The sequence below is a fragment of the Salmonella sp. SSDFZ54 genome (genome assembly GCF_004010735.1).
Taxonomy (GTDB): Bacteria; Pseudomonadota; Gammaproteobacteria; order Enterobacterales; family Enterobacteriaceae; genus Salmonella; species Salmonella enterica.
Map to the genome: position 1 here is coordinate 1,762,963 of NZ_CP034819.1, position 15,887 is coordinate 1,778,849.

12 protein-coding genes are annotated in these 15,887 nt (G+C 52.1%); 10 read left to right on the plus strand and 2 right to left on the minus strand.

Annotated elements, in window-relative coordinates:
* Nucleotides 1-373 precede the first annotated feature (373 nt).
* The 3 genes from mtlA to mtlR all read left to right on the plus strand — a co-directional run bounded on the left by mtlA (nucleotide 374) and on the right by mtlR (nucleotide 4,256).
* Entirely contained in the window at nucleotides 374-2,290 is a 1,917-nt protein-coding gene (gene mtlA / locus EOS97_RS08835; RefSeq protein WP_000093287.1) for a PTS mannitol transporter subunit IICBA, read from the plus strand.
* Nucleotides 2,291-2,520: 230 nt separating this feature from the next.
* Nucleotides 2,521-3,669, plus strand: coding sequence for a mannitol-1-phosphate 5-dehydrogenase (gene mtlD, locus EOS97_RS08840; protein ID WP_000645392.1), 1,149 nt, complete (start codon nucleotides 2,521-2,523; stop codon nucleotides 3,667-3,669).
* Nucleotides 3,666-4,256 (plus strand): mannitol operon repressor MtlR, encoded by a 591-nt coding sequence (gene mtlR, locus EOS97_RS08845; protein WP_000193201.1) that lies wholly within the window; start codon nucleotides 3,666-3,668, stop codon nucleotides 4,254-4,256. The genes mtlD and mtlR overlap by 4 nt, the downstream gene beginning before the upstream one ends.
* A gap of 9 nt (nucleotides 4,257-4,265) precedes the next feature.
* On the opposite strand, the gene EOS97_RS08850 is transcribed toward mtlR, so the two are convergent.
* Nucleotides 4,266-4,475, minus strand: coding sequence for a hypothetical protein (locus EOS97_RS08850; RefSeq protein ID WP_001062555.1), 210 nt, complete (start codon nucleotides 4,473-4,475; stop codon nucleotides 4,266-4,268).
* 290 nt (nucleotides 4,476-4,765) lie between these two features.
* On the opposite strand from EOS97_RS08850, the gene EOS97_RS08855 reads away from it, so the two are divergent.
* The 7 genes from EOS97_RS08855 to trmL all read left to right on the plus strand — a co-directional run bounded on the left by EOS97_RS08855 (nucleotide 4,766) and on the right by trmL (nucleotide 14,584).
* A complete protein-coding gene (locus tag EOS97_RS08855; protein WP_000665687.1) occupies nucleotides 4,766-5,128 on the plus strand; it encodes a YibL family ribosome-associated protein in 363 nt (120 codons plus the stop codon).
* A 488-nt stretch (nucleotides 5,129-5,616) separates the two neighbouring features.
* A complete protein-coding gene (locus tag EOS97_RS08860) occupies nucleotides 5,617-6,300 on the plus strand; it encodes a DUF3251 domain-containing protein (RefSeq protein ID WP_000549449.1) in 684 nt (227 codons plus the stop codon).
* Nucleotides 6,301-6,343: 43 nt separating this feature from the next.
* Complete coding sequence (locus tag EOS97_RS08865) at nucleotides 6,344-10,132, plus strand: YadA-like family protein (RefSeq protein ID WP_127836140.1); 3,789 nt, start codon at nucleotides 6,344-6,346, stop codon at nucleotides 10,130-10,132.
* Between the two features lie 298 nt (nucleotides 10,133-10,430).
* Nucleotides 10,431-12,086: an L-lactate permease gene (gene lldP / locus EOS97_RS08870; protein ID WP_001055309.1), complete on the plus strand. Its 1,656-nt coding sequence runs from the start codon at nucleotides 10,431-10,433 to the stop codon at nucleotides 12,084-12,086.
* Complete coding sequence (gene lldR / locus EOS97_RS08875; protein WP_000636696.1) at nucleotides 12,083-12,859, plus strand: transcriptional regulator LldR; 777 nt, start codon at nucleotides 12,083-12,085, stop codon at nucleotides 12,857-12,859. The genes lldP and lldR overlap by 4 nt, the downstream gene beginning before the upstream one ends.
* The gene (gene lldD / locus EOS97_RS08880; protein ID WP_000586988.1) at nucleotides 12,856-14,046 is read left to right on the plus strand and encodes a quinone-dependent L-lactate dehydrogenase; all 1,191 of its coding nucleotides are present in this window, start codon (nucleotides 12,856-12,858) and stop codon (nucleotides 14,044-14,046) included. The genes lldR and lldD overlap by 4 nt, the downstream gene beginning before the upstream one ends.
* 64 nt (nucleotides 14,047-14,110) lie before the next feature.
* A complete protein-coding gene (gene trmL / locus EOS97_RS08885; RefSeq protein ID WP_000932335.1) occupies nucleotides 14,111-14,584 on the plus strand; it encodes a tRNA (uridine(34)/cytosine(34)/5-carboxymethylaminomethyluridine(34)-2'-O)-methyltransferase TrmL in 474 nt (157 codons plus the stop codon).
* 67 nt (nucleotides 14,585-14,651) lie between these two features.
* Here the strand turns inward: trmL and EOS97_RS08890 are convergent, their stop codons facing one another.
* Complete coding sequence (locus EOS97_RS08890) at nucleotides 14,652-15,656, minus strand: LacI family DNA-binding transcriptional regulator (protein WP_001805166.1); 1,005 nt, start codon at nucleotides 15,654-15,656, stop codon at nucleotides 14,652-14,654.
* Nucleotides 15,657-15,887 lie beyond the last annotated feature (231 nt).

A 15,887-nucleotide genomic window follows, 5' to 3' on the forward strand; every position in this document is an offset into this window, starting at 1 on the left:
GCGACAAAATGTTTGCCGGATCGTATTGGCGTTACCCGGGCTTAAAATTTCTTGTGAAGAGGATCACAAAAATTCAACAAAGCACCAAAATAAAAATGTGAAATATCTCACATAAAATGGTCTTTTAAGGGCTAAAAATTAGATTCGTTGTTTTTTTACACAGCCACTTTGTGATCAATATCACATCAATTACCTCTCTACCCCCTATATTTATGTGACACAAATCACATAAATTGTCCCTGTCTGGACAGTTGAACGATTCAGTGCCAGATTGCGCAGTATCTACACTACAGGGTCCGGCTACCTCTGCCGCTACATTAACAAACCTCGGGCTTTCAGCCTGCGCGACAGCAACATAAGAAGGGGTGTTTTTATGTCATCCGATATTAAGATCAAAGTGCAAAGCTTTGGTCGATTCCTCAGCAATATGGTGATGCCTAATATCGGCGCGTTTATCGCGTGGGGTATTATCACCGCATTATTTATTCCAACAGGGTGGTTGCCTAACGAAACGCTGGCGAAACTGGTTGGTCCGATGATCACCTACCTGCTGCCGCTGCTCATCGGTTATACCGGCGGTCGTCTGGTTGGCGGCGAACGCGGCGGCGTGGTGGGCGCTATCACTACCATGGGCGTTATTGTCGGCGCGGATATGCCGATGTTCCTCGGCTCAATGATCGCCGGTCCATTAGGCGGCTACTGCATTAAGAAATTCGACAGTTGGGTAGACGGTAAGATCAAATCCGGTTTTGAGATGCTGGTGAACAACTTCTCCGCTGGCATCATCGGTATGATCCTCGCCATCCTGGCGTTCCTCGGTATTGGTCCGGCGGTTGAAGTCCTGTCCAAAATTCTGGCGGCGGGCGTTAACTTCATGGTGGCGCACGATATGCTGCCGCTGGCGTCCATTTTTGTTGAACCGGCGAAAATCCTGTTCCTCAATAACGCGATTAACCACGGCATCTTCTCACCGCTGGGTATCCAGCAGTCCCATGAAATGGGTAAATCCATCTTCTTCCTGATTGAAGCTAACCCGGGTCCGGGGATGGGCGTCCTGCTGGCGTACATGTTCTTCGGTCGCGGCAGCGCTAAACAGTCTGCGGGCGGCGCGGCGATTATCCACTTCCTGGGCGGTATCCATGAGATCTACTTCCCGTACGTGCTGATGAACCCACGCCTGATCCTGGCCGTTATCCTTGGCGGTATGACTGGCGTATTTACCCTGACCATCCTGAACGGCGGTCTGGTTTCTCCGGCTTCTCCTGGCTCCATTCTGGCCGTACTGGCGATGACGCCAAAAGGCGCTTACTTCGCTAACATCGCTGCCATCGTGGCGGCAATGGCGGTCTCCTTCGTGGTTTCTGCAATTCTGCTGAAAACCAGCAAAGTGAAAGAAGAAGATGACATTGAAGCGGCCACCCGTCGTATGCATGACATGAAAGCGGAATCTAAAGGCGCCTCTCCGCTGGCGGCTGGCGACGTGACTAACGACCTGAGCCATGTGCGTAAAATCATCGTGGCTTGCGATGCCGGTATGGGTTCCAGCGCGATGGGCGCAGGGGTACTGCGTAAGAAAGTACAGGATGCGGGCCTGAGCCAGATCTCCGTCACCAACAGCGCCATTAACAATCTGCCGCCGGATGTGGATCTGGTCATTACTCACCGTGACCTTACCGAGCGCGCGATGCGTCAGGTACCGCAGGCGCAGCATATTTCGCTGACCAACTTCCTGGATAGCGGCCTGTACACCAGCCTGACCGAACGTCTGGTTGCCGCACAGCGCCACAATACTAATGAAGAGAAAGTACGCGACCATCTGAAAGACAGCTTTGAGGAGGGTGATAACAACCTGTTCAAACTGGGTGCGGAGAATATCTTCCTGGGCCGTAAAGCCGCTAACAAAGAAGAGGCGATTCGCTTTGCCGGTGAACAACTGGTGAAAGGCGGCTATGTTGAGCCGGAATACGTCGAGGCGATGCTGGACCGCGAAAAGCTGACGCCGACTTACCTCGGTGAATCCATCGCAGTACCGCACGGTACAGTAGAAGCGAAAGACCGCGTGCTGAAAACCGGCGTGGTGTTCTGCCAGTATCCGGAAGGCGTACGCTTCGGTGAAGAAGAAGACGATATTGCCCGTCTGGTCATTGGTATCGCCGCACGTAACAATGAGCACATCCAGGTCATCACCAGCCTGACCAACGCGCTGGATGATGAATCCGTGATCGAACGTCTGGCGCACACCACCAGCGTGGATGAAGTGCTGGAACTGCTGGCAGGTAAAAAAGCTTAACAGTTAAGTATCCCCAAAATAGTTCGAGCTGCAGGAAGGCGGCAACGCAGTGAATCCCCAGGAGCGTACATAAGTACGTGACTGGGGTGAGCGAGGAGAGCCAACGCATCTGCAGTTCGAAATATGAAGGCGATATCCTCTCCCTTGTGGAGAGGGTTAGGTTGAGGGGAAATCTATGCAGCCCCTCACCCCAGCCCTCTCGGGTAAAAACATTAATGAAGGTTAATACTATGAAAGCATTACATTTTGGCGCAGGTAATATCGGTCGTGGCTTTATCGGCAAACTGCTGGCTGACGCGGGGATACAACTGACGTTTGCGGATGTAAACCAGGTCGTACTCGATGCCCTGAATGCCCGTCATAGCTATCAGGTTCATGTTGTGGGTGAAAATGAGCAGGTGGATACCGTTTCCGGCGTCAACGCTGTCAGCAGCATCGGCGATGATGTTGTCGACCTGATTGCCCACGTTGATTTAATCACTACTGCCGTGGGTCCGGTTGTGCTTGAGCGTATCGCTCCGGCCATCGCTAAAGGGTTGGTAAAACGTAAGGCGCAGGGCGTGGATGCCCCGCTGAATATCATCGCCTGTGAAAATATGGTGCGCGGCACCACGCAGCTGAAAGGCCACGTAATGAACGCGCTGGCGGATGGCGATAAAGCCTGGGTTGAACAGCACGTTGGCTTTGTCGATTCCGCCGTTGACCGTATTGTGCCGCCATCTGCTTCTGCGACCAACGATCCGCTGGAAGTGACGGTAGAAACCTTCAGCGAGTGGATCGTCGATAAAACCCAGTTTAAAGGCGCGTTGCCAAACATTCCGGGGATGGAGTTAACGGATAACCTGATGGCATTTGTCGAACGTAAACTCTTCACGCTGAACACGGGTCATGCTATAACCGCGTACCTCGGCAAATTAGCCGGTCATCAGACCATTCGCGACGCCATTCTCGATGAGAGTATTCGTGCGGTGGTGAAAGGCGCGATGGAAGAAAGCGGCGCGGTGCTGATCAAACGCTACGGTTTTGATGCCGACAAACATGCGGCATACATTCAGAAAATCCTCGGTCGTTTTGAAAACCCGTATCTGAAAGATGACGTCGAACGCGTAGGTCGTCAGCCGCTACGCAAACTCAGCGCGAGCGACCGTCTGATCAAACCGCTGCTTGGCACCCTGGAATATGGTCTGCCGCATGTGAATCTGGTCAAAGGGATAGCGGCGGCGATGCATTTCCGTAGTGATGAAGATCCGCAGGCGCAGGAGTTGGCGGCTCTGATTACCGAAAAAGGCCCGCAGGCCGCGCTGGCGCAAATTTCCGGGCTGGATGCCAATAGCGATGTGGTGGCGGAGGCGGTTAACGCATATAACGCGACCAAATGACGCAGAATCCGGCGCAGGTTAGCCTGCGCCCAAATAACAGATTGTCAGATATGCAGGCAATAATGGAACAAACCCAGGCCTTTGAAAATCGTGTGCTTGAGCGTCTGAATGCTGGCAAAACCGTACGGAGCTTCCTGATTACCGCCGTCGAGTTATTGACCGAGGCGGTGAATATTCTGGTGCTTCAGGTGTTTCGCAAAGACGACTATGCCGTGAAATACGCTGTGGAACCGTTGCTGGACGGCGACGGGCCGCTGGGCGATCTTTCGGTACGTCTGAAACTTATCTATGGCCTGGGCGTACTCAGCCGCACCGAATATGAAGATGCGGAGCTGTTAATGGCGCTGCGCGAAGAGCTGAATCACGACGGCAATGAATACGCCTTTACCGACGATGAAATCCTCGGGCCGTTTGGCGAACTGCACTGCGTCATGGCGCTACCGCCGCCGCCGCATTTTGATACGTCCGACGCGGCGCTATACGCCATGCAAATTCAGCGCTACCAGCAGGCGGTGCGTTCGACGATGGTCCTCTCTCTGACCGAGCTGATTTCTAAAATCAGCTTAAAAAAGGCCTTTCAAAAGTAAATCCCGCCGTTAACCTCTTTCTTCTTCTTTTGGTCGGTACAGCCGTCGGTAATATTCCAGACGCTGCAAATAAATGGGCGCGCTCTCCGACGGCACTTCGGAAGGAACATAATCACGCGGCGGCGTTTTATTCAGGTATTCACGGAACGCCTGGCTGGACGCCATAAAATCGACGGCTTTATCAATAAGAAATGGTACGTTCTCACCTATTTTTGCCATGATAGATCCTCCATGTGGGACCCGCGTCTGACTCCCGCGGTCGCTTATTTGAGTTTAGGATCAATTTAGCGTTGTCATTGAGGAAAATGTGCTTAATCGCTTTTCTTGCCGACAAAAGGGCGCTTCATCTTTTCTTTCGACAAAAAGGATTTTATTCTCAACGAGATAATTAAATAATGAGCAGTGTAATACTTGCCATAATTGATTATCTTTACGTCATGAGTTGTGAAGAATCACTCACTGCGCGCATACTATAAGGTATCTATCCCATTTCTATCAGAAGCTATCCCATGAAAGAAGTCGAAAAAAACGAAATTAAACGCCTGAGCGATCGTCTTGACGCTATTCGCCACCAGCAGGCAGGTCTCTCTCTGGTTGAATCCGCCGATAAATACGCGGAGCTGGAAAAAGAAAAAGAGACGCTGGAAGCAGAAATTATCCGTCTGCGCGAAGTACACAGCCAGAAACTGAGTAAAGAAGCGCAGAAGCTGATGAACCTGCCGTTTCGCCGCGCGATCACTAAAAAAGAGCAGGCCGATATGGGCAAACTCAAAAAAAGCGTACGCGGCCTGATCGTGGTCCACCCGATGACGGCGCTGGGCCGGGAAATGGGGCTCAAAGAGATGACAGGCTTCGCGAAGAGCGAGTTCTAAACCTTCCGCATCACAGGCTCTCAGGACACCCGTTGTACGGAGGGTGTCTTGAGAGCATCGGGCTATATTCCGAATTTTTCCTGGAAGTATTTACACCGCTTATATACAAGTTCATTTTTAACGGTAGTCCCTGCTTTTTCAAGATGAAAAATTCCACTATCATGCCTGTTTGTATTTATACAATGAATTTTTTTTCATCCTCTTTTCTTATATCCCGCAGAATATGATTGACCCGCAAAATTAAATAACATTATCATCCCTGAAAAAAATCCCCATACATAAATATTATAATTATATTTTTATAAAGCATTGCTATGAGTAATTGATAAACAACGTCGGGTATTTGCGCATTTCTATAGAAACAATGAATGTTTTAATTATAACCATATATTAATGGCTATTGGCAATGCTCGCAAAATGATAAGTTAGCTGTATAAATAACAGGTTAACTATTTATATTATATAAATTATTAACAAGGATATTTTATATGCACAAAAATGGAAAATTTATCCCCCTGCTTGCTTTGGGATTCACATTCTTTTTATCTGGTTGTGACTACTTTGCAGATAAACACCTTGTTGAAGAGCTGAAAAAACAACAAAAAGAACAAGAAACAAAGATAAACCTGTTAGAAAAACAACAAAAAGAACAAGAAGCAAAGATGAATTTGCTAGAAAAACAACAAGCTACGGTTATCAACACGACTCAAAAGGTCGCCGAAGTCGTTGGCCGCGTTGAACGCAAACAACGGCTATTCGACTATACAGAACTGGACCCATCACAAACGCACTATTTTATTATTAACAACGGCAATATCGGATTAGCCGGGCGTATTCTATCTATTGAACCAATAGATAATGGAAGTGTTATTCATCTTGATTTAGTTAACTTACTCAGCATTCCCGTATCAAACCTTGCGTTTAATATGACATGGGGTACGAAAAAACCTTCCGAGGCAAAAGATCTGCCTCGCTGGCGACAACTCCTGCTCAACACAAAAATGGATTCGACAATCGAACTCTTACCGGGAGCATGGACAAACGTCACGCTAACATTAAAAGGCGTATCGCCCAATAATCTTAAGTATCTAAAAATAGGTATTAACATGGAGAATGTCATATTCGACAGCATACAGCCTATTAATGATACGAAAAAGAAGCCAAAAAAATAATAGCCATTGATACAATTATTTTAGAAAAGGAAAGCATTTATTCATGAACAGAATATTTAGAGTCCTCTGGAATGCCGCTACGGGAACATTTGTTGTCACCAGCGAAACCGCAAAAAGCCGCGGCAAAAAAAGCGGCCGCAGAAAGCTGGCGGTTTCCGCACTCATCAGTCTTAGCAGCATTATGGTTTCTGCGGACGCACTGGCCAATGCTGGGAACGATACAGGGAAAGGGATCGGCACTGAGAATGGATGGATAGCCATTGGCGAAGGCGCCGAAGCTGATTCAACAATAACAACTAAAGAAAAGGTCGCAGAAGATCCGTCCAAAGGATATGTAGCGGGTGCCGGTATTGCAATAGGTTACTATAGTAAGGCATCTGGGGCTTCCAGCACTGCGTTGGGCGGATATAGCCTTGCTGAGAGTATAGGCTCAGTGGCGCTAGGGGCAGGTGCACATACCACTTCTACGGCTAAATACTCTATGGCAGTAGGTACAAACGCAGTTGCCTCAAATCTTTACGCCATCGCACTGGGAACAAATGCAAATGCCTCAGGGAAAAATTCAATAGCGCTTGGACGCGATACCGTATCATCAGCAGAAAGAAGCCTGACGGTAGGATTAGGGGCGAATGCCGCATCTCTGGATAGCATGGCTTTCGGTTACAATACATCCGTAACGTCAGATGCGGCAAATGGCATTGCCTTCGGTAGTGGGGCGGTAACCTCTGCAAAAAATTCCGTCGCGATAGGGAGCAATTCTACAGCGACCGAAGAAAACGTAGTTTCTGTAGGGAGTGATGCCCTAAAGCGCAAAATTGTCAACGTTGGTAACGGAGCCATATCAGAAAGCAGCACCGACGCCGTTAACGGCTCTCAGCTATTTGCAACCAACGCCAATGTGACGCAGAACACCACTGATATTGCTGCCAATACCGACAGCATTAACCAAAACACAACCGATATCGCCACCAACACCACCAATATTAACAGCCTGAGCGACTCCGTCACCACGCTCACCGACGATGCCCTGTTGTGGGATGCAGCCTCTGGCGCATTCAGCGCTAACCACAACGGAAGCGACAGCAAAATCACCAATCTGGCGGCGGGTACCCTGGCTTCGGACAGCACCGACGCCGTTAACGGCTCACAATTGTTTGCCACCAATGAAAATGTGTCTCAGAACACCACTGATATCGCTGCCAATACAACCAGCATCAATCAGAACACCACTGATATCGCCACCAACACCACCAGTATCAACAGCCTGAGCAACTCAGTTACCACGCTCACCGACGATGCACTGCTATGGGATGCAGTCTCTGGCGCATTCAGCGCTAACCGCAACGGAAGCGCCAGTAAAATCATCAATGTCGCCGCTGGGGACCTTTCTGAGGACAGTACAGACGCGGTGAACGGCTCCCAGTTGTATGAAACCAACCAGAGGGTGGATCAAAACACCTCTGCTATCGCAGATATTAATACGTCCATCACCAATCTTAGCTCTGACAATCTGAGCTGGAATGAAACAACAAGTTCGTTCTCTGCCAGCCACGGAAGTAGTACGACAAACAAAATCACCAACGTTGCTGCCGGAGAGCTGTCTGAAGAAAGTACCGACGCGGTTAACGGCTCGCAGCTGTTCGAAACCAATGAAAAAGTGGATCAGAACACGACCGATATCGCCGCCAATACCACTAACATCACTCAGAACAGCAGCGCGATTGAGAACCTGAATACTTCTGTCTCCGACATTAATACGTCCATTACCGGCCTCACTGATAACGCTCTGTTATGGGACGAAGACATCGGCGCTTTCAGCGCAAACCACGGTGGAAGCACCAGTAAAATAACCAATGTCGCCGCCGGGGCGCTTTCTGAGGACAGTACAGACGCGGTAAACGGCTCACAGTTGTATGAAACCAACCAGAAGGTGGATCAAAACACCTCTGCTATCGCGGATATCAATACGTCCATCACCAATCTTGGTACCGATGCACTGAGCTGGGATGACGAAGAGGGTGCGTTCAGCGCCAGCCACGGTACCAGCGGTACCAATAAGATAACCAATGTAGCAGCAGGTGAAATCGCCAGTGACAGTACTGACGCTGTTAATGGCTCTCAGCTCTATGAAACTAACATGCTGATTTCTCAGTATAATGAATCTATTAGCCAACTAGCCGGCGATACCAGCGAAACCTATATCACGGAAAATGGTACCGGCGTGAAATACATCCGTACGAATGATAACGGGCTTGAAGGCCAGGATGCATACGCAACGGGTAACGGCGCAACGGCAGTAGGTTACGACGCCGTCGCCTCTGGCGCTGGCAGCCTGGCTCTTGGCCAAAACAGCAGCAGCACCATTGATGGCAGTATCGCTTTGGGCAGTGGCTCCACCTCTAACCGCGCTATTACAACCGGTATACGAGAAACGAGCGTAACAAGCGATGGCGTCGTCATTGGCTACAATACAACAGACAGAGAGTTGCTGGGCGCGTTGTCATTGGGGACGGATGGAGAAAGCTATCGTCAAATTACCAACGTTGCTGACGGCTCTGAAGCGCAAGATGCGGTAACAGTTCGTCAGTTACAAAATGCCATTGGTGCGGTCACTACTACACCGACCAAGTACTACCACGCAAACTCAACGGAAGAAGATTCACTGGCTGTCGGAACTGACTCACTGGCAATGGGTGCGAAGACCATCGTCAATGCTGATGCAGGTATTGGTATTGGTCTGAATACACTGGTGATGGCTGATGCCATCAACGGTATTGCTATCGGTTCTAACGCACGCGCCTACCATGCAAACAGTATTGCAATGGGTAATGGTTCTCAGACCACTCGCGGCGCACAGACTGACTACACCGCCTACAACATGGACACACCGCAGAACTCTGTCGGTGAGTTCTCTGTCGGCAGTGAAGACGGTCAACGTCAGATCACTAACGTCGCGGCGGGTTCGGCAGATACCGATGCCGTTAACGTTGGTCAATTGAAAGTCACCGACAGCCGTGTTGCCGCGAATACCGAAAGCATCAATAACCTGAACACGCAGGTGAGTAGTCTTGATACTCGCGTCACCAATATTGAAAACGGTATTGGCGATATCGTCACTACCGGTAGCACCAAGTACTTCAAGACCAACACCGATGGCGTAGATGCAAATGCCCAGGGTGCGGACAGCGTCGCGATTGGCTCTGGCTCTATTGCTGCCGCTGAAAACAGCGTGGCGTTAGGCACAAATTCCGTCGCAGATGAAGCTAATACTGTGTCTGTCGGCTCTTCTACTCAACAACGCCGTATTACCAACGTTGCCGCAGGGGTGAACAACACTGACGCGGTTAATGTGGCGCAACTGAAAGCCTCAGAAGCAGGCTCCGTGCGTTATGAAACCAATGCAGATGGCTCGGTTAACTATAGCGTGCTCAACCTGGGAGACGGGAGTGGCGGTACCACTCGGATCGGCAATGTTTCAGCGGCGGTGAATGATACGGATGCGGTTAACTATGCGCAATTGAAACGCAGCGTCGAAGAAGCAAACACCTATACCGACCAGAAAATGGGTGAAATGAACAGCAAAATCAAAGGCGTAGAAAACAAGATGAGCGGCGGTATCGCTTCAGCGATGGCGATGGCCGGTCTGCCACAAGCCTACGCCCCGGGCGCCAACATGACCTCGATTGCTGGCGGTACGTTTAATGGTGAAAGTGCCGTCGCCATTGGTGTCTCCATGGTAAGTGAAAGCGGGGGCTGGGTGTATAAATTGCAAGGAACCAGCAACAGCCAGGGCGATTACTCTGCGGCCATTGGCGCGGGCTTCCAGTGGTAATGAAGTAACAACACTCCCGACATCAAAGGCAATGGCATAATGCCATTGCCTTTTCACTTCCCTTTGCTGTCCTCTCCCCTCAATTGGCCCTACCAATTTTAGCCCGTTACCACAGCCTACTCACATTTCACTAAATTAACTCTACAATACCGTTGCCAATAAATAACATCTGGTTAACTATTTGTTGTCATTATCCATACACAACAATATTGGCAGGACCACTTTTACACATAATGTGACCCCAACGAGATGAGCAAAGATTCATCCCATTATGCGTGTGGTTCTCAGGAGACCTGCAATGAACCTCTGGCAACAAAACTATGACCCGGCGGGTAATATCTGGCTTTCCAGCCTGATCGCATCGCTCCCAATCCTGTTCTTCTTTTTCGCCCTGATTAAACTCAAGCTGAAAGGCTACGTTGCCGCTTCGTGGACGGTGGTTATCGCGCTCGCCGTCGCGCTGCTGTTCTATAAAATGCCGGTCGATCACGCGCTGGCATCGGTCGTGTATGGCTTCTTCTACGGGCTATGGCCGATTGCCTGGATAATCATCGCCGCGGTCTTCGTCTATAAAATTTCGGTCAAGACCGGGCAGTTTGACATTATTCGCTCGTCAATTCTGTCGATTACCCCCGATCAACGTCTGCAAATGCTGATTGTCGGCTTCTGCTTCGGCGCGTTCCTTGAAGGCGCGGCGGGTTTCGGCGCGCCGGTGGCGATAACCGCCGCGCTGCTGGTGGGTCTGGGCTTTAATCCGCTGTATGCGGCAGGGTTGTGCCTGATTGTAAACACCGCGCCAGTCGCCTTTGGCGCGATGGGGATCCCGATTCTGGTTGCCGGACAGGTCACGGGCCTGGACAGCTTTGAAATCGGTCAGATGGTAGGCCGCCAGTTGCCATTCCTGACCATTATCGTCCTGTTCTGGATTATGGCGATTATGGACGGCTGGCGCGGCGTGAAAGAAACCTGGCCTGCGGTGATGGTCTCTGGCGGTTCGTTTGCTATCGCCCAGTATCTCAGCTCCAACTTTATCGGGCCGGAACTGCCGGACATCATCTCTTCACTGGTGTCTCTGGTGTGCCTGACGCTGTTCCTCAAACGTTGGCAGCCGGTGCGCATCTTCCGCTTCGGCGATATGGGCGCGTCGCAGGTCGATCAGACGCTGGCCCGCACCCGCTATACGACAGGGCAAATTGTTCGCGCCTGGTCGCCGTTTCTGTTCCTGACCGCCACGGTCACTCTCTGGAGCGTACCGCCGTTTAAAGCGTTGTTTGCCCCCGGCGGCGCGCTGTATGACTGGGTAATTAACGTTCCGGTACCGTATCTCGATAAACTGGTCGCCCGTATGCCGCCGGTTGTACACGAAGCGACCGCTTACGCGGCGGTGTATAAATTTGACTGGTTCTCCGCCACCGGCACGGCGATCCTGTTTGCCGCGCTGTTGTCTATCGTCTGGCTGAAAATGAAACCCTCAGCCGCAATCCAGACCTTTGGCAGCACGCTGAAAGAGCTGGCGTTGCCGATTTACTCCATCGGCATGGTGCTGGCGTTCGCGTTTATCTCGAACTATTCCGGGCTTTCCTCCACGCTGGCGTTAGCGCTGGCGCACACCGGCAGCGCCTTCACGTTCTTCTCGCCGTTCCTCGGCTGGCTGGGGGTCTTCCTGACCGGCTCGGATACCTCATCTAACGCGCTGTTTGCCTCTCTACAGGCTACCGCGGCGCAGCAAATCGGCGTCTCTGATGTGCTGATGGTGGCGGCGAATACCACTGGAGGCGTAACCGGGAAGATGATCTCGCCGCAGTCTATCGCCATCGCCTGCGCGGCGGTGGGACTGGTAGGGAAAGAGTCCGATCTGTTCCGTTTTACCGTCAAACACAGCCTGATCTTCACCTGTATGGTGGGCGTGATCACTACGCTTCAGGCCTATGTTTTAACCTGGATGATTCCGTGATTGTGATGCCAAAACGCCTGTCAGACGAGATTGCCTCTCGCGTGCGGGCGCTGATTGAAGAACAAAACCTGGAAGCGGGCATGAAATTGCCCGCCGAGCGCCAGTTGGCTCTACAGCTTGGCGTATCACGCAACTCTTTACGCGAAGCGCTGGCGAAGCTGGTCAGTGAAGGCGTGCTGGTGAGTCGTCGCGGCGGCGGGACATTTGTCCGCTGGCAGCACGAAACCTGGTCTGAACAGAATATCGTGCAACCGCTGAAAATGCTGATGGCGAACGATCCGGACTACAGTTTCGACATTCTGGAGGCCCGCCACGCCATTGAAGCCAGTACGGCCTGGCACGCCGCCATGCGTGCCACCGCTGCCGACAAAGAGAAAATCAGACTCTGCTTTGATGCGACGCTCAGCGAAGACCCGGATCTCGCCTCCCAGGCCGACGTGCGCTTTCATCTGGCGATCGCGGAAGCCTCGCACAATGTGGTGCTGTTGCAAACCATGCGCGGTTTCTTCGACGTCCTGCAATCCTCCGTCAAACAGAGTCGCCAGCGTATGTATCTCGTTCCGCCCGTATTCTCAAAGCTGACGGAACAACACCAGGCAGTGATGGACGCCATTCTGGACGGTAACGCCGAGGGCGCGCGTAAAGCGATGATGGCGCACCTCAGTTTTGTCCACACCACGATTAAACGATTTGATGAAGACCAGGCCCGCCAGGCGCGTATTACCCGCCTGCCCGGCGACCATAATGAGATGACCAGGGAGAATAAATCATGATTATTTCAGCAGCCAGCGATTATCGCGCCGCAGCTCAGCGCACGTTGCCTCCTTTCCTCTTCCACTACATCGACGGCGGCGCGTATGCGGAATATACCCTGCGCCGAAATGTGGAAGACCTGTCGCAAGTCGCTCTGCGCCAGCGCGTGCTGAAAAATATGTCCGATTTAAGCCTGGAAACGACCCTGTTTAACGAAACGTTGTCGATGCCGGTGGCATTAGCGCCGGTAGGCCTGTGCGGCATGTACGCCCGTCGCGGCGAAGTACAGGCCGCCGCCGCCGCAGACGCAAAGGGCATTCCGTTCACCCTTTCCACCGTCTCCGTCTGTCCGATTGAAGAAGTTGCACCAACCATTAAGCGCCCGATGTGGTTCCAGCTTTATGTACTGCGTGACCGGGGCTTTATGCGTAATGCGCTGGAACGAGCAAAAGCGGCGGGCTGCTCCACGCTGGTCTTTACCGTGGATATGCCGACGCCGGGCGCGCGCTACCGTGACGCCCACTCCGGGATGAGCGGCCCAAACGCGGCCATGCGCCGTTACTGGCAGGCGGTGATGCACCCTAAATGGGCGTGGGATGTCGGCCTGAACGGTCGCCCGCATGATTTAGGCAATATTTCCGCCTATCTGGGTAAACCGACCGGCCTTGAGGACTATATCGGCTGGCTGGCAAATAACTTCGATCCGTCCATCTCCTGGAAAGATCTGGAGTGGATACGCGAATTCTGGGACGGCCCAATGGTGATCAAAGGGATCCTCGATCCAGAAGATGCCCGCGATGCGGTACGTTTCGGCGCTGACGGTATCGTGGTGTCGAATCACGGCGGCCGCCAGCTCGATGGCGTGCTCTCTTCCGCCCGCGCCCTGCCCGCCATTGCCGATGCGGTGAAAGGCGATATCGCCATTCTGGCGGATAGCGGGATCCGTAACGGGCTGGATGTCGTGCGTATGATTGCGTTGGGGGCCGATACCGTACTGCTGGGTCGGGCCTATCTCTACGCGCTGGCGACGGCAGGAAAAGCGGGGGTCGCCAACCTGCTGGACCTGATCGAGAAAGAGATGAAAGTCGCCATGACCCTGACCGGCGCGAAATCCATTAGCGAAATCAGTGGCGATTCACTGGTGCAGGAACTGGGGAAAAGTTTGCCCGCCGCGCTGGCGCCAATGAGCAAAGGCGATGCCGCCTGAACGCCTGGCGCGTGAGAGCCCGGTAAATTTCTGCTATTCTGCCCCCCGCATTTAAGGGGGCATCATGCTTAACATCGTACTCTTCGAACCAGAAATCCCGCCGAATACCGGCAACATCATTCGTCTTTGCGCCAATACCGGCTTTCGTCTGCACATCATCGAACCGATGGGGTTTACCTGGGATGATAAGCGCTTACGCCGCGCAGGGCTGGACTATCACGAATTCGCCGCGGTTCAGCGCCATCACGATTATGCCGCCTTTGTCGCCGCTGAAAATCCGCAGCGCCTGTTTGCGTTGACGACAAAGGGCACGCCCGCCCATAGCGCCGTAAGTTATCAGGATGGCGATTATTTGATGTTTGGCCCGGAAACGCGCGGCCTGCCCGCCAGCATTCTCGATGCGTTGCCTAAAGAGCAGAAGATTCGCATTCCGATGATGCCGGATAGCCGTAGCATGAACCTGTCGAATGCGGTGTCGGTGGTGGTGTATGAAGCGTGGCGCCAGTTAGGATATCCCGGCGCGGTATTGCGGTCGTAATATATTCAATGCCGGATGGCGGCTAACGCCTGATCCGGCCTGGCCGATCCCGATGGCATGTTCCCGTTTATGCGGACTCTCGCTCAATCAAATGAAAGCCAATATCCACAATAGCTTCTGCGCACGGTTTCTGTTCAATACGATCGGCCAACAGCGTAGCGGCGCGCTGGCCAATGGCGCGTCTGTCAACGCTTACGGTAGTAATTGATGGTCGATTGCTGGCGGCAAAATCAAGGTCGCCAAAACCAATAACCGCTAAATCATGCGGAATGCGCATACCACGGCTTTCCGCCTCCATCATCGCCCCCTGGGCCAGGGTATCAGAACTGCAAACAATGACATCAAACGTCCCTTCGTCAAAAAGCTGGCTTAAACCGCTGCGCCCCAGCGAAAGCGATGCCGGAAGGGGGACATCTACCTGCGGTACGGCATGAATAGCGTGGCGTTGAAGAACACTACATAACCCCTGCTTACGTTGCGCGGCTCGGCGATCGGCGGTCCACAACAAGCCGGGACGACGATAGCCCTTACTCAAAAGATACTCCCCCGTCGCCTGCCCGACTTTTTCATGGGAAAAACCGACCAGCATATCAAGCGGCGTGGGCGTTAAGTCCCAAATTTCCACCACCGGAATAGCCGCGTTCAGGATGACCTTTTTCAGTTCTATCGTGTGATGGATCCCGGTAAGCACCACGCCATCGGGGCGGCGGGAAAGCAGTGTCGCCACCAACTCCGCTTCCGTTTGTTCGGTATATCCCGCCACGCACAGCAATATGTGATATCCGCGTCGGGCCAGTTCATCGCTCAGTGACTGGATGGTATCGACAAACATGTTGTTGTTAATTTGCGGCACGACGACAGCGATTAATTTACTCCGTCGCGACGCCAGACCACCGGCTAACGCGTTGGGTATGTAGCCTGTGACGCGAACCGCCTGCATGACTTTCTCAACCGTTTTGGGGCGAACCAGTTGTGGCGAATTCAATGCCCGGCTGACTGTCATCGGAGACAGCCCGGCGCTACGTGCTACATCTTCCAGCGTCGGCGCACGAGGTGATTTGGTTCTCTTCACGTCTGATGCCCCTGCAAAGATTGGCTGATTTATCCGCGCATTATTCATCATGCCTGCGGCTATTGCCAGCTTCGCATCAGGAAAGGCCGTAAATACAGTAGGTTATCAAGCTCAGTCATTACAAAATGATAGCGCCATCATTTTGTATTATGCATTTCCCCAGATATTTTTGGATCGTGATCCATTTTGCAATAAATCCTGCTTTTTATACGACATATGTGATCAAATGTT